Annotated in this window: 25 protein-coding genes; 4 read left to right on the forward strand and 21 right to left on the reverse strand. The window is 42.6% G+C overall.

The genetic code is table 11. The annotated features are described in order from the left end of the window. Window positions 1-110: 110 nt before the first annotated feature. From HCJ54_RS02870 to yidC, 3 genes are all read left to right on the forward strand, one after another. On the forward strand, window positions 111-392 hold the full coding sequence (locus HCJ54_RS02870; RefSeq protein WP_187136582.1) for an acylphosphatase: 282 nt from the start codon (window positions 111-113) through the stop codon (window positions 390-392). A gap of 76 nt (window positions 393-468) precedes the next feature. Further along, window positions 469-762 carry a hypothetical protein gene (locus HCJ54_RS02875; protein ID WP_187136583.1) on the forward strand — a complete coding sequence of 98 codons (294 nt, stop codon included), beginning with the start codon at window positions 469-471 and terminating at the stop codon, window positions 760-762. 25 nt (window positions 763-787) lie between these two features. Next, window positions 788-1,612: a membrane protein insertase YidC gene (gene yidC, locus HCJ54_RS02880; protein WP_187136584.1), complete on the forward strand. Its 825-nt coding sequence runs from the start codon at window positions 788-790 to the stop codon at window positions 1,610-1,612. 87 nt (window positions 1,613-1,699) lie between these two features. Here yidC and HCJ54_RS02885 read toward each other — a convergent pair whose 3' ends face one another. The 4 genes from HCJ54_RS02885 to HCJ54_RS02900 form a co-directional block, all read right to left on the reverse strand. After that, complete coding sequence (locus tag HCJ54_RS02885; RefSeq protein ID WP_187136585.1) at window positions 1,700-3,187, reverse strand: HAMP domain-containing sensor histidine kinase; 1,488 nt, start codon at window positions 3,185-3,187, stop codon at window positions 1,700-1,702. Next, entirely contained in the window at window positions 3,184-3,867 is a 684-nt protein-coding gene (locus tag HCJ54_RS02890; protein WP_036064979.1) for a response regulator transcription factor, read from the reverse strand. The genes HCJ54_RS02885 and HCJ54_RS02890 overlap by 4 nt, the downstream gene beginning before the upstream one ends. A 313-nt stretch (window positions 3,868-4,180) precedes the next feature. Then, window positions 4,181-5,599: an NADP-dependent phosphogluconate dehydrogenase gene (gndA, locus tag HCJ54_RS02895; RefSeq protein WP_036065283.1), complete on the reverse strand. Its 1,419-nt coding sequence runs from the start codon at window positions 5,597-5,599 to the stop codon at window positions 4,181-4,183. Between the two features lie 129 nt (window positions 5,600-5,728). Next, window positions 5,729-6,814: a M20/M25/M40 family metallo-hydrolase gene (locus HCJ54_RS02900; protein ID WP_187136586.1), complete on the reverse strand. Its 1,086-nt coding sequence runs from the start codon at window positions 6,812-6,814 to the stop codon at window positions 5,729-5,731. A 127-nt stretch (window positions 6,815-6,941) separates the two neighbouring features. Here HCJ54_RS02900 and prli42 point away from each other — a divergent pair, with 127 nt between their 5' ends. Next, window positions 6,942-7,037, forward strand: a complete 96-nt coding sequence (prli42, locus tag HCJ54_RS02905) for a stressosome-associated protein Prli42 (RefSeq protein ID WP_185408687.1) — start codon at window positions 6,942-6,944, stop codon at window positions 7,035-7,037. A gap of 471 nt (window positions 7,038-7,508) precedes the next feature. Here the strand turns inward: prli42 and HCJ54_RS02910 are convergent, their stop codons facing one another. The 17 genes from HCJ54_RS02910 to accC form a co-directional block, all read right to left on the reverse strand. Continuing rightward, window positions 7,509-8,765, reverse strand: a complete 1,257-nt coding sequence (locus HCJ54_RS02910; protein ID WP_187136587.1) for a dihydrolipoamide acetyltransferase family protein — start codon at window positions 8,763-8,765, stop codon at window positions 7,509-7,511. A 14-nt stretch (window positions 8,766-8,779) separates the two neighbouring features. Beyond that, complete coding sequence (locus HCJ54_RS02915) at window positions 8,780-9,763, reverse strand: alpha-ketoacid dehydrogenase subunit beta (protein ID WP_187136588.1); 984 nt, start codon at window positions 9,761-9,763, stop codon at window positions 8,780-8,782. 53 nt (window positions 9,764-9,816) lie between these two features. Beyond that, the gene (locus HCJ54_RS02920) at window positions 9,817-10,803 is read right to left on the reverse strand and encodes a thiamine pyrophosphate-dependent dehydrogenase E1 component subunit alpha (RefSeq protein WP_036064971.1); all 987 of its coding nucleotides are present in this window, start codon (window positions 10,801-10,803) and stop codon (window positions 9,817-9,819) included. Between the two features lie 22 nt (window positions 10,804-10,825). Further along, window positions 10,826-12,250, reverse strand: a complete 1,425-nt coding sequence (gene lpdA, locus HCJ54_RS02925) for a dihydrolipoyl dehydrogenase (protein ID WP_185525269.1) — start codon at window positions 12,248-12,250, stop codon at window positions 10,826-10,828. Between the two features lie 2 nt (window positions 12,251-12,252). Then, window positions 12,253-13,326, reverse strand: a complete 1,074-nt coding sequence (buk, locus tag HCJ54_RS02930) for a butyrate kinase (protein WP_187136589.1) — start codon at window positions 13,324-13,326, stop codon at window positions 12,253-12,255. 118 nt (window positions 13,327-13,444) lie between these two features. Then, on the reverse strand, window positions 13,445-14,320 hold the full coding sequence (locus HCJ54_RS02935) for a phosphate acyltransferase (protein WP_187136590.1): 876 nt from the start codon (window positions 14,318-14,320) through the stop codon (window positions 13,445-13,447). Window positions 14,321-14,468: 148 nt separating this feature from the next. Continuing rightward, window positions 14,469-16,166, reverse strand: a complete 1,698-nt coding sequence (gene recN, locus HCJ54_RS02940; RefSeq protein WP_187136591.1) for a DNA repair protein RecN — start codon at window positions 16,164-16,166, stop codon at window positions 14,469-14,471. A 17-nt stretch (window positions 16,167-16,183) separates the two neighbouring features. Then, window positions 16,184-16,633, reverse strand: a complete 450-nt coding sequence (gene ahrC, locus HCJ54_RS02945; RefSeq protein ID WP_185408693.1) for a transcriptional regulator AhrC/ArgR — start codon at window positions 16,631-16,633, stop codon at window positions 16,184-16,186. A gap of 196 nt (window positions 16,634-16,829) precedes the next feature. Then, window positions 16,830-17,645: a TlyA family RNA methyltransferase gene (locus tag HCJ54_RS02950; protein ID WP_036064962.1), complete on the reverse strand. Its 816-nt coding sequence runs from the start codon at window positions 17,643-17,645 to the stop codon at window positions 16,830-16,832. 2 nt (window positions 17,646-17,647) lie between these two features. Then, window positions 17,648-19,540, reverse strand: a complete 1,893-nt coding sequence (dxs, locus tag HCJ54_RS02955; protein ID WP_187136592.1) for a 1-deoxy-D-xylulose-5-phosphate synthase — start codon at window positions 19,538-19,540, stop codon at window positions 17,648-17,650. Window positions 19,541-19,775: 235 nt separating this feature from the next. After that, window positions 19,776-20,657, reverse strand: coding sequence for a polyprenyl synthetase family protein (locus HCJ54_RS02960; RefSeq protein ID WP_187136593.1), 882 nt, complete (start codon window positions 20,655-20,657; stop codon window positions 19,776-19,778). After that, complete coding sequence (gene xseB, locus HCJ54_RS02965) at window positions 20,657-20,890, reverse strand: exodeoxyribonuclease VII small subunit (protein WP_187136594.1); 234 nt, start codon at window positions 20,888-20,890, stop codon at window positions 20,657-20,659. The genes HCJ54_RS02960 and xseB overlap by 1 nt, the downstream gene beginning before the upstream one ends. A gap of 2 nt (window positions 20,891-20,892) precedes the next feature. After that, window positions 20,893-22,233, reverse strand: coding sequence for an exodeoxyribonuclease VII large subunit (gene xseA / locus HCJ54_RS02970; protein ID WP_187136836.1), 1,341 nt, complete (start codon window positions 22,231-22,233; stop codon window positions 20,893-20,895). A gap of 20 nt (window positions 22,234-22,253) precedes the next feature. Continuing rightward, the gene (gene folD / locus HCJ54_RS02975; protein WP_187136595.1) at window positions 22,254-23,120 is read right to left on the reverse strand and encodes a bifunctional methylenetetrahydrofolate dehydrogenase/methenyltetrahydrofolate cyclohydrolase FolD; all 867 of its coding nucleotides are present in this window, start codon (window positions 23,118-23,120) and stop codon (window positions 22,254-22,256) included. A gap of 161 nt (window positions 23,121-23,281) precedes the next feature. Next, complete coding sequence (nusB, locus tag HCJ54_RS02980) at window positions 23,282-23,665, reverse strand: transcription antitermination factor NusB (RefSeq protein ID WP_187136596.1); 384 nt, start codon at window positions 23,663-23,665, stop codon at window positions 23,282-23,284. Window positions 23,666-23,713: 48 nt separating this feature from the next. Next, entirely contained in the window at window positions 23,714-24,112 is a 399-nt protein-coding gene (locus HCJ54_RS02985; RefSeq protein WP_185408699.1) for an Asp23/Gls24 family envelope stress response protein, read from the reverse strand. A 12-nt stretch (window positions 24,113-24,124) separates the two neighbouring features. Further along, window positions 24,125-25,480 (reverse strand): acetyl-CoA carboxylase biotin carboxylase subunit, encoded by a 1,356-nt coding sequence (gene accC, locus HCJ54_RS02990; protein ID WP_187136837.1) that lies wholly within the window; start codon window positions 25,478-25,480, stop codon window positions 24,125-24,127. Window positions 25,481-25,485 lie beyond the last annotated feature (5 nt).

A 25,485-nucleotide genomic window follows, 5' to 3' on the forward strand; every position in this document is an offset into this window, starting at 1 on the left:
GGCGGGTCGATCTCATTCTAACTTGCTCTTTCGCATGCTATTTTTTGAAAAGTGCGCAAAAAAAAGTTACACTAAAGATATCAATATAAAAAGGATAGGTGATCAGACTTATGGCTCGTAAAACTGTCATTATGCGCGTAACAGGAATGGTGCAAGGCGTCGGTTTTCGTTATACCACAAAACATTTAGCTTACAAAATGAATATTAGCGGAATTGTAAAAAATTTACAAGATGGCTCTGTGGAAATTCAAGCCATCGCGGAAGAAGAAGACTTAGAGAGATTTATTGAGGCCGTAAAAAAAGGACCCTCTCCAGCCGCGCGAATTGGGGAAGTCTACATCTACAAAGACGCACCTGTAGAGGAACGTAAAACTTTTGATATCGAATACTGATTGAGACTTGTTTTTACAGCTGTTTTCACTTATAGTTAAGGCTGTACTTATTTAGTAATGGAAGGAGTGATGGCGTGTGTTTGAATCATTAATCCAGATGGCGCTTGGCCCAGAGTATGTTTCGCTATATGTCACTTTTTTCATGACGATGGCAGTTTTGCGTTACTGGCCCGTTTTAGCAATGGTAAAACCGACAATGGTATTGCATACGAAACATCTATGCATCACGCCACTTCCCGTTATTCATTGGAAGCCAACAGAGGCATATCAAGCTCGTTTCATTATTATTTGGCTCATCCAAGCAATGACTCGCTTTTCAAATACTGACGATGAAGCTTCCTTGTCTTTTCCTAAATCAAGCATAAAATGAACTGATTTTTAGGAGGAGAAAGACATTGAAAAAGAAAAATATATTACTACTTATTATGATTGCAGCGTTGTTCTTTGCGCTCGCAGGATGTAGCTTAGATCCTTCACAAAACACAGATGGTTTCTTCTATATTTACCTGATTAAGCCGTTTACATCGGTTATTGAATGGATCGCCTCCATATTTGGCGGGAATTACGGTATCGCGATTATCGTTACCACACTCGCGATTCGGGCTATCATCATGCCGCTTAACCTGCGTACTGCTAAAGCTCAAATGGGCATGCAGTCAAAAATGGCGACAGCCAAACCAGAAATCGATGAAATTCAGGCACGACTAAAAAGAGCTACTTCTAAAGAAGAGCAACAAAAAATACAACAAGAAATGACCGCAGTATATGCAAAATACAACATTAATCCTCTTCAAATGGGCTGTTTACCGCTCTTAATCCAAATGCCTATTTTGATGGCGTTCTATTATGCGATTCGCGGCTCTTCCGACATTGCACATCACGAATTCCTATGGTTTAGCCTTGGAAGCCCTGATATGATCATGGCTGTCATTGCTGGTGCCGTGTATTTGCTGCAATATTTTGTCTCCCTCATCGGGTACACACCAGAACAGAAAAAACAGATGCGGATTATGGGTTTAATTTCGCCAGTAATGATCTTGTTCGTTTCCTTCTCTGCACCATCCGCGTTAGCGCTCTACTGGGCCGTTGGAGGACTATTCCTAGCTGGTCAAACACTACTAACCAAGAAACTATACATGAAGAAACATCCAGAAGTAGAGATGATGGAAAAAGAAGAAAAAGAAATCGAACAGTTGGAACACGAGCAAAATAAAAAATAACGATAAAAAGACGTTTTGTCATGCCCCCCTAAAGTTAGCGTTAAAAAATCTAACTTTAGGGGAGGCACATCAAAACGTCTTTTAATATTACTCTGCGGACTCTTCTTTCTTCTCAATCAGCGGTAGCGTAATGGTGATAGTAGTAGCAACGCTATCCTCGCTCTGTGCTTGAATAGAACCGAGGTAACCACTGACTAGTTCCTTCGCGATCGCAAGACCCAAACCATTGCCGCCAACCTCACGACTACGCGCCTTATCCACACGATAAAAACGATTAAAAACCTTATCAATCTCATCTTTAGAAATACCGACACCGTAGTCTTTCACAGAAACGTTGATTTTATCTTGGTCTTTGCCGATGTACATCTCGATCTGCTTGCTGTCACCCGAGTACTTCACGGCATTATCCGAAATAATGATCAAAATCTGCTCCAAGTGATTATGCTGAATCAACGCATGGAGGTCTTTATCATCTTCCTTTAACGTAAATGTGAAATCCTCATGCATCACTTCGAAGTTCCGTCGCACTTGTTCTAAGACGTCATTCACACAAACCAATTGTAATTCTTTCGTCTGCGAAATTTGCTCAGCACGCGATAAGTCTAGCATCTCTTGCACGAGTTTTTTCATTCGTTCTAGCTCTGTTAAAGAGGCATTCAATGATTCGTCGAGTACTGCCGGATCATCTTTTCCCCATCTATTGAGCAGTTTCAAGTGCCCTTCCATGATTTGTACTGGCGTTCGTAATTCATGCGAGGCATCTTCGACAAATTGTTTTTGCTGTTCAAAACTGCGTTCGATTTGAGCCATCATATCGTTAAAAACCAATGTCAACTCACCGATTTCATCTTTCGTAATGACCGTTGGCTCAATCCGTTTTTGGAAACCGTTGTCACGAATATCGTTCATCGTTTTCGCCATTTTAGTTAGTGGATTCAAGAAGTTTTGCGCGAGTAGATATCCGAGCATCCCGCTAATAAAAAGAGCTACGGCGCCAAGCAAGAACATCGTTGCTAGTAGTTTTCCCATAATGCTGTTGTACGAGGTCATCGGATTGATCACTTGAATATAGCCAATAATGCTTGCGTTATCGTTACTGTCGACAATTGGAACTTGGTAAATGACCACTTGCTGTCCATTAATCTTAGGCTTTGAGAACGTTGGTGCTGGTTGTTTAACAAGATAACTACTGTAATCATATTTGGCATACGGTTTTACATTATTTTGCTCTGCCGTATACTGACTGATTAATTTCCCATCCTTATCATAAAAAGCAAGGACTTGATCTTCTAAACGTTGGCTGAGATCAATACTTTGCCGAACAATTGGCCCAATACTTGCAGCAGTTAAGCTCGACGAATCCACAGTTAAATTAGCACTATAAATCACTTGAGAAGATACAAGAGCTGCTGACTTCACTGTGTCATTTTTCTCATCCAAAAGCATACTACCGATTCCTTGATAAATGGCGAATGAAAATAAGAAAAAGGTCAAAAAAATGGCAGCACTAGCGCCAAATGTCCATTTAAATTTTAAGGATCGGCTTTTTAAAGAAAATGTGTTGGGGGTTGTCATGTACGCATCACATACCCCGTACCGCGAACTGTTTGGATGTAACTCTCATCGTCGCCCTTATTATCGATCTTATTGCGCAAATACCGGACGTAAACATCGACAACATTCGTCTCCACTTCCGTTTCATAACCCCATACTTTATTTAAAAGGACTTCTCGTGTTAACACAATATTAATGTTCTCCATCAAAGTTAATAACAGCTCGTACTCACGTTTTGTCAGATCAATAATATCTTCACCACGCTTCACGATTCGACTTTCCTTCTCCACTACAATATCACGATATTCAAGCGTTGTTTGCTTCATCTCGCTCTCACTCGTCTCAATACGGCGAAGCAAGGCACGAAGACGCGCTAAAAGCTCTTCAATTGCAAATGGTTTCACGATATAATCATCTGCTCCATGATCTAGACCAGATACACGGTCAATAACAGAATCACGTGCAGTAATCATAATAATCGGTGTCTCTTTTACTTGGCGTACACGGCGGCAGACCTCCACGCCATTGAGCTGTGGTAGCATTAAATCCAGCAGAATGGCGTCCCACTCTTCAGTAATGGCAAGCTCTAAACCAGTGCGACCATCGTTGGCAACCGCCGTCTCATAACCTTCGTGTTGCAACTCTAGTTCTATGAAGCGAGCTAAATTTTTTTCATCTTCTACAATTAATATTCTATTCATTAACTATCCCCACCTTCAAAAACCAGATATCTTCCTATTACCATTGTAACTAAATTAGCGGTAAAAACAACTAATAACAGTCTATTTAGGCAATTTATTCCCGAATTTTCATCAGATTCTTATTGTTAGGCTTATTATGAGGGCCTTTTGTTGCTTTGAGCTAGGTAAAGGAATAACAAAGGATATGATTGCGAAATAAAAATGGTGAAACAGAATAAAGCAAAAAACGAGCAGTTGATCATCCCTAAGAAGAGATAATCAACTACTCATGTTCTCTAAAGGGTTATCGTACCCTTATATTTCTGGATTCAGCTTACTCGTCAATCTCTGGCCATTCTGTATGGAATGTTCCAGCTTTGTCCACACGTTCATATGTGTGCGCACCAAAGTAGTCACGTTGCGCTTGAATCAAATTCGCAGACAGCACTTCAGAACGATAGCTATCGTAATAGCTAATTGCTGCTGTGAATGTCGGTACTGGAATCCCTGCTTTGACGGATTCTGCAACAACTTCACGCAATGCACCTTGGTAATTATGCGCAATATCTTTGAAATATGGATCTAATAATAAGTTGTTCAAGTTTTTGTCATTATTATACGCATCGGTGATTTTTTGTAGGAAACGCGCGCGGATGATACAACCTGCACGGAAGATCTTCGCAATTTCACCGTATTGTAAATCCCACTCATATTCATCAGATGCAGCTTTCATTTGAGCGAAACCTTGTGCGTAAGACGCGATTTTGCTGAAGTATAGTGCGCGGCGCACAGACTCGATGAAAGCTTTTTTATCGCCATTGAAGGAGTAATTGCTTGGACCAGTCAATACCGTGCTCGCATGCACACGTTCTTCTTTTAATGCAGAAATGTAACGTGCGAAAACGGATTCTGTAATTAGCGAAAGCGGTACACCTAGGTCTAACGCGCTTTGACTTGTCCACTTACCAGTTCCTTTTTGACCGGCTTTATCAAGAATAACATCCACAATTGGTTTGCCTGTTTCAGGATCCTTTGTTTTAACGATGTTTTTCGTGATTTGGATAAGGTAGCTGTCTAATTCGCCGTCATTCCACTCTGTGAACACGTCAGCAAGCTCATCGTTTGTTAGGCCACCAATTTCTTTTAGGATCGTGTAAGCTTCTGCGATTAACTGCATGTCGCCATACTCGATACCATTATGCACCATCTTCACGTAGTGACCAGCGCCATCTGGGCCAATATAAGTCACACAAGGTTCCCCATCAGCCACAGCCGCGATCTCTTGCAAAATTGGAGCGACTAAATCGTAGGCTTTGCGTTGACCGCCTGGCATAATCGAAGGGCCTTTAAGCGCGCCTTCTTCCCCACCAGAAACACCTGTTCCGATAAAATTAAATCCTTCTTCGCTTAGCATTTTGTTACGGCGAATCGTATCTTTAAAGAATGTATTCCCACCGTCGATCAAAATGTCGCCTTGTGCTAAGAAAGGCTTGACTGCATCAATCATCATATCTGTTGCTGCACCTGCTTGTACCATTAATAAAATACGACGCGGCACTTCGATTGAGTTTACAAATTCCTCTAAATTGTACGTAGGAACCAGTTTTTTGTCGCTATGTGCTTCTGCGACTGCTTTCGTTTTCTCGCTAGAGCGGTTAAAAATCGAGACACTGTAACCACGACTTTCAATATTTAGAGCCAAGTTACGACCCATTACGCCCATTCCGATAACGCCAATTTCTTGTTTTGCCATTTTCAACATTCGTCCCTTCTCACTCGAGTCATTCGTTAAATGAATGCTACCATTTTCTCAACACTAATAACTATATCAAAACTTTGGCGCTACGGCAACGAAACAAACCCGAATTTAGCGAATTTATTGTCACTTTGCCGCTGTTTTCACGATTTCTAGAATGAGTGACGTGAGTTTTTCAAGCTCCGTTACCGCAATTCGTTCACTTGTCGTATGCGGATTTTGAAAACCAGTAGACAAGACCAAAAACGGAATCCCGCGATCGTTAAAGACATTGGCATCGGTACCACCTTCTAGCTGCAATGCTTTTTCCGGAATTCCTAGCGTCTGCATTGCCTTTATTGCGAGCTTGCAAAGATACGCCGTCTCCGGAAGGCTAAAATGATGGTAGCTCATATGTGTCACATCTTGCACGTCCGCTTTATATGTAACACCTGTTTCAATAAAGATTTGCTTAATCTGCTCCACATAAGGCAGACATTCTTGTAGCGGAAAATCGGCGACAAACTCTGATAAAATCGTTACTTTTTCATTCCCGTTCTCCAAAATTTCACCGCCGAAATGGTACACTTGCCATGCAATACCAACATCATGGGAAAAGGTTGTACGGATTTTCTTCATTGCTTCCCTGGCAACTTGGATAGCAGATTTCTCATGGGGAACACCCACTTCCATCCAAAAATCAAGTTGCAAATGCGTCTTACTTGTATGAATCATCCCTCCAACAGCTCCAGGCGCATCAAGACAATAACCAAAACTCGCGTCCACAATATCTAAATCAAACAACTTAGCCCCGGTTAGACCTTCTTCTTCTTTTGTCGTCAAAAGAAACTCGATTTGTCCGTGCGGCTGATCATTTTTAGTAAGCCAGCGAGCTGCGGCAAGTATCGCTGCAACGCCTGCTTTATCATCCGCACCTAGATTAGCTTTGTTAGCTGTTTCGATATATCCATTTGTTATAATAACCTCGGGGGAATCGGAGGAAAACATCGTGTCCAAGTGGGCTGAAAAAGCAATGACCGGTAGTTGCTCCATGGCCTCATTTGTTGCTGGAAGTGTCGCGACAATACCGGACTGTTGCTTGCTAAGCTTCACGGCAATACCTATTTCTTTAAAAAAAGTTTGCACGTATGTCATGATTTCCTGCTCTTGTCCTGATGGAGAAGGGATAGCAACGAGTTCTAAAAAAAGGTCTTGCACGTTAAATTGTGTCATATTTAGTCACCTCCGCCTTGTTCTTAAAAATTATTAGTGTTTTCCTACCAATTTCACTTGAATTTCTCATTAAAAGTAAGTATGATGGATGTAACGAGATTTTATTTGGAAGGAGCCAGTCCACTTTATGACTAACAAAAAAGTTGCCAAAGTTGTTGTTATTTTGATGCTTGTTGCAATTGTAGCCTCTTCTGTATTAACAGGGGTATTGATGTTTCTATAATTGTTGATTGAATACGAGATTTAGAGACCGCACTTGTTTTGTGTGGTTTTTTTGTTTGTCTTCAGTTGAGCTAGTGAAATCTGGATTTGCTTACTCTTATGTTTGGTATTTTTTTTCGCAGGCTTTTTATTGTGGGGGTAGGTTAATATGCTGCAAGGCTTTTTTTAGGATTAACAGTTCGCTTTGCTCACTCTTATGCACAGGCTTTTTATTGTGGGGATAGCTTAATATGCTACAAGGCTTTTTTAAGGATTAACAGTTCGCTTTGCTCACTCTTATATTGGAAGCCTAATTCACTTTGTTTCAAAGGCTTCCAACAAAAAAGAGCGATAGCGTATTTAAACGTACCACTCAAGACATCTAGGGAGTTTAGGGGTATGGATCTAGATGTATTAGTTTAATACCCGCTGCTCTTCTTGTTAAACATTGGATTTTCTGATGATCCTTCCCCCCGAAAAATCCTATTTATTTTCAGTAGATTGGTGTGTTATCTTTCGTAATAGTTTCAATATTTTCTTTGACCTTACTTAGGAATCTGCCGGCAACTAGTCCGTCCAATATGCGGTGATCAATCGAAAGGCAGAGATTAACCATATTCCGAATCGCGATCATATCATCAATCACAACAGGACGCTTCACAATGGATTCTACTTGTAGGATTGCTGCTTGTGGGTGGTTAATGATTCCCATTGACTGGATGGAACCAAATGAGCCTGTGCTATTGACTGTGAATGTGCCACCTGACATGTCCTCTTGTGTTAGTTTACCAGCGCGTGCTTTGGCTGCTAATTGGCTGATTTCGCGTGCGATACCTTTAATAGACTTCTCATCGGCATTTTTGATAACTGGTACAAACAGATGACTTTCCGTTGCTACAGCAATGGAGATGTTGATATCGGCGCGCTCGATGATTTTATCGCCAGCCCATGTACTATTTAAAATTGGGAATTCTTTTAGAGCTTGTGCGACTGCTTTGACAAAAAATGCAAAATACGTCAAAGAATAGCCTTCTTCGGCTTTAAATTTATTTTTTAGTCCATCTCGGTGACGAACAAGGCCTGTTGCATCTGCTTCTACCATCATCCATGCATGTGGAATTTCGTGTTTGCTTGTCACCATATGTTTTGCAATGGCTTTTCTGATGCCATCAATCGGGACTTCACGATCGCCGACTTGGCTCGTTGGCATCGGTGCGTTCGGCCGTTCTGATGATACATTCTTCACCTCTGTTGGTGCAGCTAGTTTCGGGGCAACTGGTGAACCGTTTTCTACATAGGCAAGTACATCTTTTCTCGTGATACGCCCGTCACGACCTGTACCGCTTACTTGGCCTAAATCAATGCCGTGTTCTGCGGCCAATGTTAAAACGGCTGGTGAGAATCGACCCATTGTTGCTGTTTGTTTAGCCGGAGCTTTTTTGGCTGTAGTGGCTTCTTGTGTTGCTATTTCTTCTGGTACGGATGCCTCTGGTTCGGATTCTGCGCCCCCATCTGTTTCTAAAATACAAATAACTGCGCCGACATCCAGCGTCTGATCTTCCTCGGCAATCAGCTCTTTAATCGTTCCCGTGAAGGAAGATGGGATTTCGGCGGTTACTTTATCGGTCAATACATCTGCTAGTGCATCGTATTTATTGACATGGTCACCAGGTGCGACTAACCATTGGCTAATCGTTCCTTCTGTTACGCTCTCACCAAGTTGTGGCATTGTGATTTTCTCAAGTGCCATTCTTTTTCACTCCTTTAAAATTCCGCTAAATCGCGCATTGCTTTTTCTACTTTATCTGGATTGATCATAAAATATTTTTCCATTGTTGGCGCAAAAGGCATCGCTGGCGTGTCTGGTCCTGCTAGACGCTTGATTGGAGCATCTAGATCGAACAGGCAATGTTCAGCAATCGTTGCGGCTACTTCGCCAATAACGCTTCCTTCTTTGTTATCTTCTGTCACGAGAAGCACTTTTCCTGTTTTCTTTGCAGCCTCGATAATCGCGGCTTTATCTAAAGGATAAATCGTTCTTAAATCCAAAATTTCTGCTTCGATGCCATCACTTGCTAATTTTTCGGCAGCTTGTTGAGCAAAGTGGACAGCTAAGCCGTATGTGATTACAGTTAGGTCGTCGCCTTCACGAACCACATTGGCTTTTCCGATTGGAACGGTGTAGTCTGTGTCTGGCACCTCGCCTTTAATGAGTCGATACGCGCGTTTATGTTCTAAAAAAAGAACCGGGTCGTTATCGCGAATCGCTGCTTTTAAAAGACCTTTCGCATCATATGGACTGGATGGCATCACAATTTTCAAGCCTGGTTGCCCAGAGAAAACTTTTTCGATCGATTGGGAATGATAAAGCGCACCGTGTACGCCACCACCGTATGGCGCACGAAAGACAATCGGACAATCCCAATCATTGTTGGAGCGGTAACGAATCCGAGATGCTTCGGAAATAATTTGGTTGACAGCAGGCATGATAAAATCAGCAAATTGCATTTCGGCAACCGGACGCAAACCGTACATCGCTGCACCAATGCCCACACCAGCAATGGCAGATTCAGCGAGTGGTGTATCGAGCACGCGGTCTTCGCCGAATTGATCGTAAAGGCCAGCCGTTGCTTTAAAAACGCCACCTTTTTTTCCGACATCTTCTCCTAAAATAAATACATTTGGATCGCGCTCCATCTCTTCACGAAGCGCAGCCGTAATGGCATCAATATATGAAATGACAGGCATTGTTATTCCTCCTAATTCGTAAAGGGCAAACTCCCTTGACGTAAATAAAACCTTTATTTTTCTTCGTAAACATGTAATAGCGCTGATTCTGGATCAGCATAGCTCGCCGCCTCAGCATAGTCTGTAGCCTCATTGACAAGCGTCATCACTTCTTTTTCGAAGACTTCTTTTTTCGCATCATCTAGTAGGCCTAGCTCTTCCAGTTCTTCTGTGTAAACCGCAAGTGGGTCGCGCTCTTTGGCTTTGTTGACCTCTTCTAGTGTACGGTAACTTCTATCGTCATCATCAGAGGAATGCGGTGTGAAGCGGTATGTCATTGTTTCAATCAAGGTCGGACCTTCACCACGACGAGCACGATCTGTCGCTTCTTTAAACGCTAAGTATACTTCTGTCATGTTATTTCCATCGACGCGAACGCCAGGAATACCGTAACCTAAGGCACGATCAGATAGCTTTTCCGCGGCATATTGCTTCTCGACTGGAACCGAAATGGCGTATTGATTATTATGGATCACGAAAACCACCGGTAATTTATGCACACTCGCAAAATTAATACCTTCATGGAAATCGCCTTGGTTAGATGATCCTTCGCCTGTAGACGCGTAGGCAACGATGGGATCTTTTTTCATTTTAGCAGCAAGTCCGATTCCAGCGGCATGCGGGAATTGGGTGGTTACTGGTGAACTTTGTGTCACAATTCGATTCGATTTTTGGCCGAAATGGGCCGGCATTTGGCGACCGCCTGAGTTTGGATCTTCGGCTTTTGCAAAAGCGCTTAGCATGATATCACGCGCTGTCATCCCAAAGGAAAGCACAACCGCTAAGTCTCGGTAGTACGGCAAACAATAATCTTTTTCCAAGTCAAACGCAAATGCAGCTCCGATTTGAGCGATTTCTTGTCCTTGTCCTGATATCGTAAACGGTATTTTTCCAGAGCGATTGAGCAACCACAAACGCTCATCAATGCGTCTCGTTAATAGTAGCTTTTTATACATTTCTAATAAGGTTTCATCTGATAAACCTGTTTCTCTTAATCCCATTGCCAAATTTCCTCCTTATTTGTTATCCATGAATGGCAAGGCCGTCAACAGCTAGTGCTGCTTCGCCAAATGCCTCTGCAAGTGTCGGATGCGGATGAATCGTGCTACCAATTTCAAACGGTGTCGCATCCAGTACATGCGCGAGTGCCGCTTCGGAAATCATGTCAGTCACATGTGGACCAATCATGAAAACACCAAGTAGATCATTGGTTTTCTTATCCGCGACAACTTTGATGAAACCATCTGATTCGCCGTACACAAGCGCTTTTCCAATGCCACGGAAAAAGAATTTCCCAGTCTTCACTTCAAAACCTTGTTCCTTTGCTTGTTCCTCTGTAATTCCCACGCTTGCAATTTCTGGTGATGTATACGTACAACGTGGTACGTGATTGTAATTCAGCGCTGGTTGCGGATTTCCACTAATATCTTCCGCTGCAATAATGCCTTCTTCCATTGCGACATGTGCGAGTTGCAGGCCACCAATGCAATCCCCAACAGCGTACATATGGCTCTCTTTCGTCTGAAAATTATCGGCAACTTGAATCACGCCTTTTTCAACAATCACGTCCGTATTCTCAAGGCCGATATTCTCCACATTAGCGCTTCTGCCAACCGATACGAGCATTTTAGTTGCCGTGAATGTTTGCTCCTGCCCTTTTACGATTGCTTTTATCACGATACCATCCGCTGTTTTTTCAAAAGTATTTGCTTGTACTTCCGCACTCGTCACGATATTAATTTTTTTCTTCCTGTAAAGGCCGTGAAGTTCTTTTGAGATCTCCCTGTCTTCCGTTGGCAAAATACGATCGCTATATTCAATGACAGTGACATTTACGCCAAAATCATGCAACATAGATGCCCACTCCATACCAATAACGCCACCACCAACGATGATGATCGACTCTGGCAAAGCTTCGAGTTGCAAGGCACCGTCGGATGATAAAACCGATGTTTCATCAAACGCAAGACCTTTTAAAGCACGTGGTTTAGAGCCTGTCGCAATAATTAAGTTTTTAGGAATCAACATTTCATTTTCGCGACCATCTGCAAACTCAACAGAAATCGTTCCGGCTGTCGGTGAAAAAATAGATGGTCCTAAAATTGTGCCTTTTCCTTCGTACAAATCGATTTTGCCTTTACTAAATAATTGTTGGATTCCGCTTTCCAGTTGATCAACAATCTTTTGTTTGCGCTCTTGTGCCTTTATAAAATTAAACGTTGGTTCTGGTGTATCAATGCCAAATTCGGCTGCTTTTCTTACAGTTTGCAGCACTTCTGCTGAGCGTAGTAGCGCTTTACTTGGGATACAACCACGATGTAAACATGTTCCGCCGAGTCTGTCTTTTTCAACAACGGCGACTGAGAGCCCGTTTTGTGCGGCACGGATTGCAGCAACATAACCACCTGTGCCACCGCCTAATACTACTACATCATACTCTTTTGCCATTTCTATTCCTCCCCTAGGTAAACTTTTGCTTCCTCTATTCCTTGCAAAATTCTCTGTGCCCCACCATTTAGTGCGGCCATTTCGTCCTCACCAGGCGCTGTCATAATAGGTGCGATCCAATGAATGTACTGGCTCACTTCTTGTATAAAAGCTTCACTTCGGGCTAATCCACCAGTGAGCACGATCACATCAATTTTTCCTTTTAGTACAGCCGCACTTGCTCCGATTTCTTTAGCGACTTGGTAAGCCATTGCTTCAAAAAGAGCACGCGCTTCTTGATCTCCTGCTTCTATTTGTCGCTCGATATCGCGCAGATCATTCGTCCCTTTATAGGAAACAAGTCCACCGCGCCCGACAAGTTCGTTATGTAGTGCTTCTTTTGTCATCTCACCAGAAAAAGCCCATTCGAGAAAACCTGCCATTGGAAGCGTGCCTGAGCGTTCCGGACTCATCGGACCATCACCATCCAGCGCATTGTTCACATCAATGACTAGGCCTTGTTGATGCGCACCCACAGAAATTCCGCCACCAAGATGCGCTACAATAAGATTTAGCGTGGCATATTCTTTGTTCAGCGACTTCGCAATATTCCGAGCCACCGCCTTATGGTTTAACGCATGAAAAATACTTTGTCGCACGATATGCGCATTTCCAGAATAACGAGCGATGGGCGCAAGTTCATCCACGACAACAGGATCGACAATGTACGCGGGAAGACCATGATCATCCGCTATTTTGCGAGCGAGTAACCCACCTAAATTCGAAGCGTGCTGTCCAGAAACGCCGATTTTCAGATCTCGTTCCATCGCTTCGTTTACTTCATATGTGCCACCAGCCATCGGTCGCAATAGCCCTCCACGACCAACGACTGCTGCTAATTGTTTTAAATCCGTTGTTTGAAGCGTCTCTTTAATAAGTTCATAGCGAAAAGAAAACTGCGCCAAGATGCTGTCAAACGTTGCGATTTTTTCTCTTGGATGTGATATTTCCTGCTTTAAAATGACTTCTTCTCCTGCAAATAAAGCAATTTTTGTCGATGTCGAACCTGGATTAATTGCTAAAACTTGAAATGTCACGTAGTTACCTCCCATGTGAATCTGATATTGTTCTCCAGCCCATTGTAACACGTGTCTATCACAAACTTAAAAAGCTTTGCACCCCAACAGTTGAAATCGTTTTATTCACATTTTTGTATCATTTTCCGATCATTCCAACTGTTAGTATTAATGAGGCAAGTTTGTTATCCACCGAGTCGCTTCTGGAGGCGATGATCACGGGTACTTTTACGCCAGCAATAATCCCACCAACCCTAGCACCAGCAAAGAACACGAGTGATTTATATAAAATATTTCCGGCCTCGATAGAAGGTACGATTAAAATATCTGCATCTCCTGCTACATCGTTCAAAATATTCTTATGCAACGCTGCTGTTTTCGAGATGGCATTATCAAACGCCAATGGACCTTCTACTAGTGAGTCACCATCTGGGAATGCTTTGAAATAAGCAGCTACTTGGGCGGCTTGCACCGAAGATCGCATTTTAGGGTTCTCTTTTTCCACAGCACTTAGAATCGCAACTTTTGGTTTTTCAATGCCTAATTTTTGGGCTACACGAATCGCGTTATGTGTAATCTGAATCTGTTCTTCCTCTGTTGGCGCGATATTCATAGCTACATCTGATACGATGAGTGGTTTATCATATGCCGGTATTTCAAATACAGAAACGTGCGATAATAATGCTCGTTCGCGCAGTTCGTATTCTCGTTTCAAAACCGTTTTCAAAATGAGCCCTGTTGGCAGATTGCCTTTCATCAATACATCTGCTTGTTTATTTACTACAGCTTCCGTCGCTTTTTCTGCGGCCTCTTGTTCTGAATCAGTGGCAACTATTTTTACATGTGGCGACCGTAGCAAAATTCCTTCCGCTCGACCAAACAGTAAAAAATTCGCAATACCAAGTTCCAAGGCTTGCTCCACCACTTCCAAAATAATAGGGTCATCCGCACCAGCAATCGCAACGGTCACCTTTTGGCGCAGTCCCGCAGGATCAAATATCGATTTCCTTGTCATAAAAAGCCTCCTAATTTTTGAGAATTTCACAGAAAAAAACCTACATCTCAAATTAGCAGTTGTTTTTATGACCAGGTAATAAAAAATACTACCTCATCATTGTAAGCAAATTTCTTTTGAGATGCAAGCTATTTAATTCACTTTTAGATTACGTTTGCTTTTGTGCTTTGATTTTCATCGCTTGCGTCAACATCTCATTCGCATGTTGCTTCGTGACATCTGTTACTTCAATGCCTGCAATCATCCGACTAATCTCCTCAATTTTTTCGTCTCCTGACAGCGGCGTCACGGAAGTCATCGTTCGATTCGCCGTCGTTGCTTTGGAAATATAGAAATGATGATCCGCCATCGCTGCTACTTGTGGAAGATGAGAAATACAAAGAACTTGTGACCCTACCGCGACCGCATAAATTTTCTCAGCAATCGCTTGTGCGACACGCCCACTAACCCCCGTATCGACTTCATCAAAAATAATAGATGTGATGCCTTGATGCCTCGAAAAAATCGTTTTGAGCGCTAACATCATTCGGGAAAGCTCCCCACCGGATGCAACTTTAGACAATGGTTTTAAAGGCTCACCTGGGTTCGTACTCATATAAAATGCGACTTTATCTACACCATTTTCTGTGAATTCGTTTGCTTGTGTCGCAAAGTTCACTTGGAAAATCGCTTTTTCCATATAGAGTTCATTCAGTTCATCCTTGATTTGTTTTTCTAATTGCTTTGCTGACTTCTGACGGATTGTTGTTAATTTTGTTGCCAGCTCATGCAACTGATCCTTCGCTTTTTCGAGGTCTTTTTCAAGCTGGTCTAAGTGTGTCTCTCGATCAGATAGCTCCACAATTTCTTGATCGATATCCTCATTATATTGAATGATCGCTTCCACTGTTTTTCCATACTTGCGTTTTAGCTGGCTCAATTCATTCAGACGCGTTTCGATCGTATCTAACTCATCTGGCTGAAACTCCAGTTTATCAAGCTCCTGACGAATTTGCATCGCGCTGTCCTCCAGTAAATAAAAACTAGAAGCCACGGACTCACTTAACGCCTTATACTCTGGTAAAATATCACTCGCCGAAGCCACATGACGCATCGCTTCTGAAATAAACTCTAAGCCTCGTTCTTCTCCTTGTAGCGCAGTGTAAGCATTCTGCAAGCTTTCATTGATTTTCTCAAAATTAGCAAGGACATGCTTTTGCTCCATCAAGGCCTCTTCTTCACCAAGGCGTAAGTTCGCACTTGTGATTTCATCTTGTTGAAAACGCAACATATCCAAACGCTGTGCCAGTTCTTGCTCATTTTTGGTCCAATTGCGCCATTTCGCCTTCATTTCTGTATACGCCACATATTTCGTCTGATATTTCGCTAAAGTAGACGCGATGTCATTCCAAGCAAAGCGGTCGAGTAACTGCAAATGAAACTCATCGTTCATCAATTCTTGGTGTTCATGCTGGCTATGGATATCGATAAGCCGCGATCCAATTTCCCGCAAAACTACTGTCGTTGCTAGTTTCCCGTTAATCCGACAGGTGTTTTTGCCACTTTGGAATAAGATACGTTCAAGGACAACCATCCCATCACTGGCATCGATTCCATTATTATGAAGCGCCTCTAAACAGCCTTTATTGTGCGGGTTTATCGTAAACAGTCCTTGAATCTCAAGCTTTTCTTCCCCGTGCCTAATAAAATCAACGGAACCTCGGCCACCGACAAGAAGACCAAGCGCATCAATAATAATCGATTTTCCTGCGCCGGTCTCCCCCGTTAATACCGTCATACCTTCTTGAAAAGATAGATTTAAAGATTCGATGATAGCAAAATTTCTAATCGTTAGTTCTTGTAACAAATCTATTCACCTCAAACTCAGAGCATCTCGATAAAGCGCTCAGATAATACTTTCGCATCTTCTTCACTGCGGCAAACGATCAAACATGTATCATCTCCACACAATGAGCCTACTTTTTCTTCCCAGTTCAAATTGTCAATGAGCGCCCCAATAGCATTGGCATTTCCGGGCATTACTTTTAAGATCAACATGAATTGGACGACTTCTACACTAATAAATGCGTCGACAAGCGAACGCTTCAACTTTTGATGTGGATTGAATCGATTATCTGCTGGTAAGCTATACTTATATGTTCCTGTTTGTGTTGGTACCTTGACAAGATGTAATTCTTTAATATCTCGGGAAATCGTGGCTTGGGTGACTTTGACATCTCTTTTTAGCAATAACTCAACAAGATCTTCCTGTGTTTCGATTTCATTGGATGTCACGAGTTCTCTAATAATAATATGACGATGACCTTTATTCATAATTTCTCACCTCACGAACTTTTTCTCTCTTACATCTTAGCCCAAAACGAGCATAAAGTCACGGATTTAACTTGAAAAAAGTTTCTGAAAGCCATTATGCATGTGAAAAAGTCAAAATAAGGCTTGAAATAATGGGAAATACACTGAAAATACAAAAATACCAAGCCATCTAGATCAGACGACTCGGTATGCATAATTATTCTAAATTCGAATGTGCTTCGGCAACGATTTCTGTGAGCGCCGTCTCTGATAAGTGATTTTCAGCCTTATTATCCCATTTTAAGTGAGCAATAAATTCGATATTCCCTTCGCCACCTGTAATCGGAGAATAATCGACAGCAAGCACAGAATAACCTTCTGCTATCGCGAAATTGGTGATTTTCTCTATGACTTCCAGATGCACTTTAGCATCGCGGATAATGCCTTTTTTGCCGACTTGTTCTTTGCCGGCTTCAAACTGCGGCTTGATCAACGTCATGACCTCGCCACCACTCACAAGCACTGTTTTCAAGACTGGTAAAATAAGTTTCAATGAGATAAAAGAGACATCAATTGTCGCGAAATCAGCCAAGCCTTGCTCAAAATCTGCTGGTGTAACGTAACGAAAATTGGTGCGTTCCATCACGGTGACACGCGGATCATTGCGCAGTTTCCAAGCGAGCTGATTATAGCCTACGTCCAGCGCATAGGAATGTTTAGCGCCGTTTTGAAGGGCGCAATCCGTAAAGCCACCAGTTGATGAACCAATATCGAGTAGCAACTTGTCTTTAACCGCCAAATCAAACACTTGTAACGCCTTCTCAAGCTTCAACCCGCCACGACTCACGTAAGGCATGACCTTCCCCTTCACTTGGAACTCGACTTCTACCGGAAACTTTTCTCCGGGCTTATCAACGCGTTCTTCTTTTAAATATACTAAACCTGCCATCACGGCCCGCTTTGCTTTTTCACGGGTTTCAAATAACCCTTGTTCTACTAATAATACGTCTACACGCTCTTTTTTTATTGCCATCTCTACGCCCTTATCTGTTTTTCTGGTAATATTTTTTGAATCGTACTTAAAATGCCGAGGGCCGAAATACCATGTTCTGCTAGGATCATATCTACCGAACCGTGGCTAATGAACTCATCAGGAAGACCAATCCGGCGAATCACTGCTTGATCGTAGCCATGTTCCTCCGCAAACTCAAGCACCGCTGTACCAAAACCGCCTTTTAAAAGCGCCTCTTCCACAGTAATAATCGGAATGCCGCGCTTCATGAGGTCATGTAACATATCTTTATCCAGCGGCTTGATAAAACGAGCGTTAATAACACCAGCTTGGATACCTTGACGTTTTAGTTCCATCGCTGCTTCAGCTGCCATCGGAATCGTTGTCCCAAATGTCAAAATTGCCACGTCTACTGGCGCGCTGAGCACTTCCCACGAACCGATCGGCACGGCCTTCATTTCAGCGTCTATTTTCACGCCAAGTCCGTTGCCACGAGGATACCGAATCGCGATTGGACCAGCGTCGTATTCATGTGCTGTTTTCACAAGGTGACGCGCCTCGTTCTCATCTTTTGGCATCATAATTGTCATATTCGGAATGCCACGCAAAAAGCCAATATCAAAAATCCCTTGATGCGTCTCACCGTCTGCACCAACTAAACCAGCCCGGTCAATCCCAATCATGACATTCAAATCTTGCCTGCAAATATCATGTACAACTTGATCATACGCCCGCTGTAAAAACGTCGAATAAATCGCCAAAAATGGTTTCATATCAAGCGCAGCGAGTCCAGCGGCCATCGTTGTCGCATGCTGTTCGGCAATCCCAACATCAAAGAAGCGATCCGGGAACGCCGTCGCAAATTTTTCCAATTTAGAACCTACAGGCATCGCTGGTGTAATCGCAACGATTCGTTTGTCGCCTTGTGCCAGCTCCAACATCGCATCACTAATAACTGCGCTCCAAGCAGGAGGTCCACCAACAGGCTTGATAAAGTCACCTGTTTCAATTTTGTAAGGACCTGTGCCATGCCAATTACCAGTGCGATCAGATTCCGCAGGCTGATAGCCCTTTCCTTTGGTCGTCACGACGTGCATTAACACCGGACCTTTGACCTTCTTCGCAAATTCCATATTCGTAATCAAATCATTGTAATCATGCCCATTCACAGGACCGAGATATGTGTAGCCCATCTCTTCGAAAAACGTTCCTTGCACGAGTAAATATTTGATACTATCCTTGATTCGCTCAGCAGCACCAGCAATCTTATCACCAGCCGTCGGGATACGCTTCATCGCTGTTTCAATATCTTTTTTGGCACGTTTAAACTTACCAGACGTGCGCAACTTACCTAACACATTATGCATCGCACCAACATTTGGTGCAATCGACATATTATTATCATTCAAAATCACGGTCACATTTTTTCCCATATCGCCAATATGATTGAGCGCTTCAAGGGCCATGCCACCAGTTAAAGCCCCGTCACCAATTATCGGTAAGACGTGGTATTTTTCACCGCGAATATCTCGTGCGATCGCCATACCTGCTGCTGCGGAGAGCGAAGTCGAACTATGTCCTGTTTCCCAAACGTCATGTTTCGATTCCTTACGCTTTGGAAAGCCGTCTAAACCGTCATGTTGCCTAAGTGTATCAAATCTATCTGCTCTACCAGTTAAAATTTTGTGTACATAGGACTGATGTCCGACATCCCATAAAAACTTATCCTCAGGGCTATTAAAACAATGGTGAAGTGCTACAGTTAGCTCAACAACACCAAGATTTGGCCCAATATGCCCACCCGTTTTGGAAGTCGATTGAATTAGGAACTCGCGAATATCCGCACTGAGCGCTTCCATTTGCGTCACGTCCAAGTCTTTCACGAACGCAGGATCCTTAACTTTCAATAAATCCAAACAAAACAACTCACTTTCTAGGATTTCTCCATCATTATCGATTGGTACACGTAAAAAAAGCCCGCTACCTTAAAAGTCTCCATTGTTTTCATTATAAACCAGTTGAAAGGATATTACTATTAAATTGTTAGCATCCATCAAATAAAGTAACTTTTTGTACAGGTATTAGAAACCACCTAACGAGAAGAATAGCGCACCCTTAAAAGATGCGCTTAGACATGTACCACTTATTTTTTTAAAACTCACGCACAGCGATCAAATCCGTTAATCCTAGCAGATACGTCGCGTCTATATTTAATTCTTGTAAGGCTAATTTCGCCGCATCTGTATGTTCTACGAGCGCCTTTTTAGCACCGTCTAAGGTTAACAATGCTGGATACGTACTCTTTTGTAAATCAGAATCTCCACCAGTGTTTTTACCCATTTTTTTAGCGTCACCGATGACATCCAATATATCATCGCAAATTTGAAACGCAATTCCAATATGGTTGGAGAATGCAGCCAATATATCTTGATCCGCTTTTGGCACACCCGCAATAATCGCACCCCCAAGCACAGAAGCCGTTAACAATGCGCCTGTTTTCCGGCGATGAACAGACTCTAATTCTGCTAACGTTAGCGTTCTAGTTTCACCTAGAATGTCTGCTTGTTGTCCGCCTACCATTCCATTCGAACCCGCACTTTTTGCAAATAGTTGTACCAACTGAAGCCGCATTTCGCCAGACAAACTCGTATCGCATGCAATAAGCTCAAATGCCTTTGTAAGCAACGCATCCCCTGCCAAAATAGCTGTCGCCTCTCCGTATACCTTATGGTTCGTAAGCTTACCTCGTCTGTAATCATCATTATCCATTGCTGGTAAATCATCGTGAATCAAACTATATGTATGAATCATTTCCATCGCAGCCGCTGTTTGGTAACCAAGTTGCGGCTTTTCATCAAAAGCAATAATCGTTGCCAGTAGTAGTAACGGCCGGATACGCTTACCACCAGCTCCTAATGAGTAAATCATCGACTGTTCTATTTTCTGATCCGATTCTGTTGCTGTAACCGCATGCTCCATACAACGCTCGACTTCTTTTTTATAATATTGCATAAACTGCTCAAAAGTCATCATTATTTAGTACCTTCTTCTGCCTGAAACGGCTCTTCTTCATCCGATTCCGTTACTACTTTAGCCAATTTATCTTCCGCAGCCGCAAGCTTTTCTTGGCATAATTTTGTTAACGCAATACCTCGTTGGTACATATCAAGTGAATCTTCCAGCGAAACATTGCCTTCTTCTAGCGCTTGGACGATGTTTTCTAACTCTTTCATTGCCTCTTCATAGGTCACTTTTTTCGTTGCCATAATCAGTTGTCCTCCTTTTCCGTAATTTTTGCTCGAACCTGACCATTAGCCATCCTAACTGTAATCTCATCACCAACCGCTACCTTCTCGCTACTTGTCAAAATGGTATCTTCTTTGTAAACAACGCTATATCCCCGATTTAGCAATGCTAGCGGGCTTAAATGTTCCAACGCTTCTACTTTTTGCAAAAAATCACGCCGTTTTGTTGTGAGTAGCCGACTCATTTGGCGATTCAAATCTTTGCTTGAACTAGCTAAAAGTTGCTTTTGTTGCGCTATTTCACGATCTAGCCCTGTATGTGCCAGCCGAAATGCGACACGCTCAAAGGCATGCTGTTTCAACAGAAGATGTTGCTTCAATCCTCGTTCCAAACGTTCCATAAAATAATCTATCCGTTCTTGGTATTGCTCCATTTGGCGTTTTGGGCCATGCATGACTAGTCGTTCTTGGTACCGCGCTACTTCCTGCTTAGAAATATCAATTCGCTGTCGTATCGTTTGAAGTAATCGGAAACGGCGTTCCGCCACGCGCTCTAGTAAATCTCGATAATCCGGGACCGCGAGTTCTGCCGCTGCTGTTGGTGTGGCAGCTCGCACATCTGCTACATAATCGGTGAGCGTCGTATCCGTCTCATGCCCTACCGCCGAAATAATCGGGATAGCCGAATCAGCCACCGCTCGAACGACAACTTCTTCATTAAATGCCCATAAATCCTCAATAGAACCACCACCACGACCAATAATCAACACATCGATATCATTGCGAAAATTAGCACGTTCAATGTTTCGGACAATATTAGGTGCTGCCGTATCCCCTTGTACAATCGTTGGAAACAGCAGAATCTCAGTGGCTGGCATCCGTCTCTTAATCGTCGTAATCATATCACGAATAGCAGCCCCCGTTTTCGATGTGACAATCCCAACTTTGGCAGGAAAAGAAGGAAGCGCCTGTTTGCGATTTTGCGCAAAAAGCCCTTCCTTTTCGAGCTGGTGCTTCAACTGCTCTAATTTAATGTATAAGCTACCAATACCATCTGGCTCCATCCACTCCGCATAGAGCTGATAGCGACCACCTTTACTAAATACACTGACACGACCAGTTAATAAAATTTGCATCCCATCTTCTGGCTTAAAACCCAATTTTGTTGCGGATTTTTGGAACATAACGCAGCGAAGCTCAGCACCTTCATCTTTCAGCGTAAAATACATGTGACCACTGATAGGTTGCTTAAAATTTGAAATTTCCCCTTTAACATAGATGTTCTTCAAGTACGGATCCACTTCAAATTTTTTCTCAATATATTTAGTTAGCGCCTCCACACTGAGGTATTTATCTTGTTCCATCATCCCACAACCTTACATCTTTATTTCGTCTGTAATTGGATATTCCAAATACGTTTCGCGGCTTTCAATGTGTTTGCTAGTAGCATCGTGATTGTCATTGGACCGACACCACCTGGAACTGGTGTGATGAAACCTGCCGTATCCTTTACATCATCGAAGTCAACATCCCCACATAATTTATTATTTTCATCGCGATCCATGCCGACATCAATGACAACTGCACCTGGTTTGATGGCCTCTTTTTTAATGAACTTAGCAAGTCCTGTCGCCACTACCAAAATATCTGCAGTACGAGCAACGGCTGGTAGATCTTTTGTGCGGCTATGCGCGATAGTAACTGTCGCGTTTTCTTGTAACAACAACTGAGCGACTGGTTTACCGACAATATTACTACGACCAATGACTACGGCTTGCTTCCCTTCGATGCCAACACCTGTTGATTTGATTAACTCAATAATGCCTGCTGGTGTACAAGGAACGAAAGCTTCTTTACCAACATAAAGGTTCCCAACATTGATTGGGTGGAAGCCATCGACATCTTTTTCTGGAATAATCGTATCGATCACCTTATCCTCAGAAATGTGTTTTGGTAGCGGCAATTGTACTAATATCCCATGGATTGTAACATCTTTGTTCAACGCTTCTACCGTTTCCAATAATTTCGCCTCGGAAATATCTTCTGGTAATTCAATTAAAACGGATTTCATACCGGCTTCTTCTGTACGCTTCTGCTTATTTCTTACATATGTACGGCTTGCCTGATTGTCACCAACAAGAACAACCGCTAGTCCTGGTTGTAAATTTTGTTTTGCGAGCTCAGCCACCTCATTTGTTACATGTTCTTGAATTTTCTTTGCCAGCTGTTTACCATCAATAATTTGTCCCATCAAAAAAGCCCCCTTGAATTTTATCTGAAACCTGCTTGTATTCCGAGGCCTATACAAGCCCCGAAACAGGTAACATTACTTTAAAAGTGAAACTGCCTCTTGCTTGCACAAAAGGTTTTATAAATTAAAAATGAAACTGTGTGAAAGAAAAAATATCAGGATTAATCGTCTTTCGCAATGTTTGCTAAGACGCCATTAATAAACTTACTCGATTTCTCATCGCTGAAAATTTTCGCGATTTCTAATGATTCGTTAAGGCTCACTCGGTCCGGAATATCTTCACAATACACCATTTCGAATACACTCACTCGTAATATAGCAAGGTCAACTTTGTTTAATCGATCCATACGCCAATTGTCAAGATTTCCCGCAATTTGCTCATCGATGGCTGCTTTATTGGCCACAACGCCCTCAACTAACTTGTCCACGTAGGCATCACTTTCGTCTTCCATCACGTTGGCTATCGCTTGATCCAAATGCATCTCATTGAGTTCCATTTGAAACAATATTTGAAGAGCCTTTTCCCGTGCTTCTCGTCTTTTCATTAAGAGCTCTACTCCTTATTACTGAATTAGGGCCTAGCCCAACTCGTACTAAATTTCTAATTCGTCAAATGATACCGTTTCTTGACGCTCGAATTGGACACCAACAATGTGGATGTTCACTTCGATGACTTCAAGCCCAGTCATATTTAAAATTGTTTCGCGAATGCTATCTTGGATATTCTGCGCAAGTAGTGGAATCGTGGCACCAAACTGAATATAACAGTAAACGTCAATAACAATACCCGCTTCCGTTAAATCAATTTTGACACCTTTGCTATGATTAACTGCTCCGCCTAAACGTTCACGCATTTCATTTGTAAACGAGCCCTGCATGCCAGCAACATTCTCAACTTCTGCCGCCGCAAGACCTGCAATAACACCAATAACCTCAGGTGCAATTTCAATTTTACCTAGTGTTTCCTCGTTTTTATTTTTTGTCAGTGCCATGATTATCTCTCCTTACGATAGATTCATTACATCATATTTCTCAAGAAATTTCGTATTGAAGTCTCCGGATAGAAAAACTTCATGATCTAAGACGCGCAGATGGAAGGGAATCGTCGTTGGAATACCATCAATCCCAAACTCACCCAATGCCCGCTTCATTTTAGCAATAGCTTCTTCACGTGTTTCGCCATAGCAGATCACTTTTGCAACCATGGAATCGTAATATGGCGGGATTTTGTAATTCGGATATGCCGCAGAATCCACGCGGACACCATTGCCACCCGGTGGTAGATAAAACTTGATTTCGCCTGGTGCTGGCATGAAGTTCTTCTCTGGATTTTCTGCGTTGATGCGGCATTCAATTGCCCAACCAGTTAAAGTCACGTCTTCTTGCTTCATCGCTAAACGTTCACCAGATGCAACCAAAATTTGCTGTTTGACAATATCGACACCCGTAATCCACTCGGTTACAGGATGTTCTACTTGCACACGCGTGTTCATTTCCATGAAATAAAATGATTTCTCATGCGGTTCGTAGATAAATTCGATCGTTCCAGCACCAGCGTATTTCACAGCTTTCGCAGCTTTCACAGCCGCTTTCCCCATTTTTTGACGCATTTTCTCATCTAATGCTGGGGACGGGGCTTCTTCAATCAGTTTTTGAAGACGGCGCTGGATTGTACAGTCGCGCTCGCCGAGATGGATCGCGTTACCGTAATTGTCCGCCATAATTTGAATCTCAACGTGTCGAAAATCCTGAATAAATTTCTCAATATACACACCTGGATCTCCAAAAGCAGTTTCAGCTTCTTGCTGAGTGATCTGTAAGCCAGAAACAAGTTTTTCTTCATCTTCTGCCACACGAATCCCTTTACCGCCACCGCCTGCTGTTGCTTTAATAATGACTGGGTAACCGATTTTCTTTGCGAGTCTCTTTGCTTCTTCTACGTCTTTAATAATACCTGTCGAACCTGGAACGACTGGTACGCCTGCTTTTTTCATTGTTTCACGAGCCACATCTTTTGTGCCCATTTGTGAGATTGCATTGGCACTAGGACCGATGAAAATGATATTACAATCTTGGCAAAGCTCCGCGAAATCAGCATTCTCAGCTAAGAAACCGTAACCTGGATGGATCGCATCACAATTCGTTAAAACAGCGACGCTAATAATATTAGACATATTTAGATAACTTTCTTTGGAAGAAGCCGGTCCAACACAATAAGCCTCATCCGCCAATTGAATGTGCAAACTCTCAGCATCTGCCTCTGAATAAATCGCGACCGTTTCAATATTCATCTCTTTCGCAGCACGAATGATACGAACAGCGATTTCTCCCCGGTTCGCTATCAGTATTTTTTTTATCATCATAA

The sequence above is a fragment of the Listeria grandensis genome, assembly GCF_014322885.1.
GTDB classification, from domain to species: Bacteria; Bacillota; Bacilli; order Lactobacillales; family Listeriaceae; genus Listeria_A; species Listeria_A grandensis.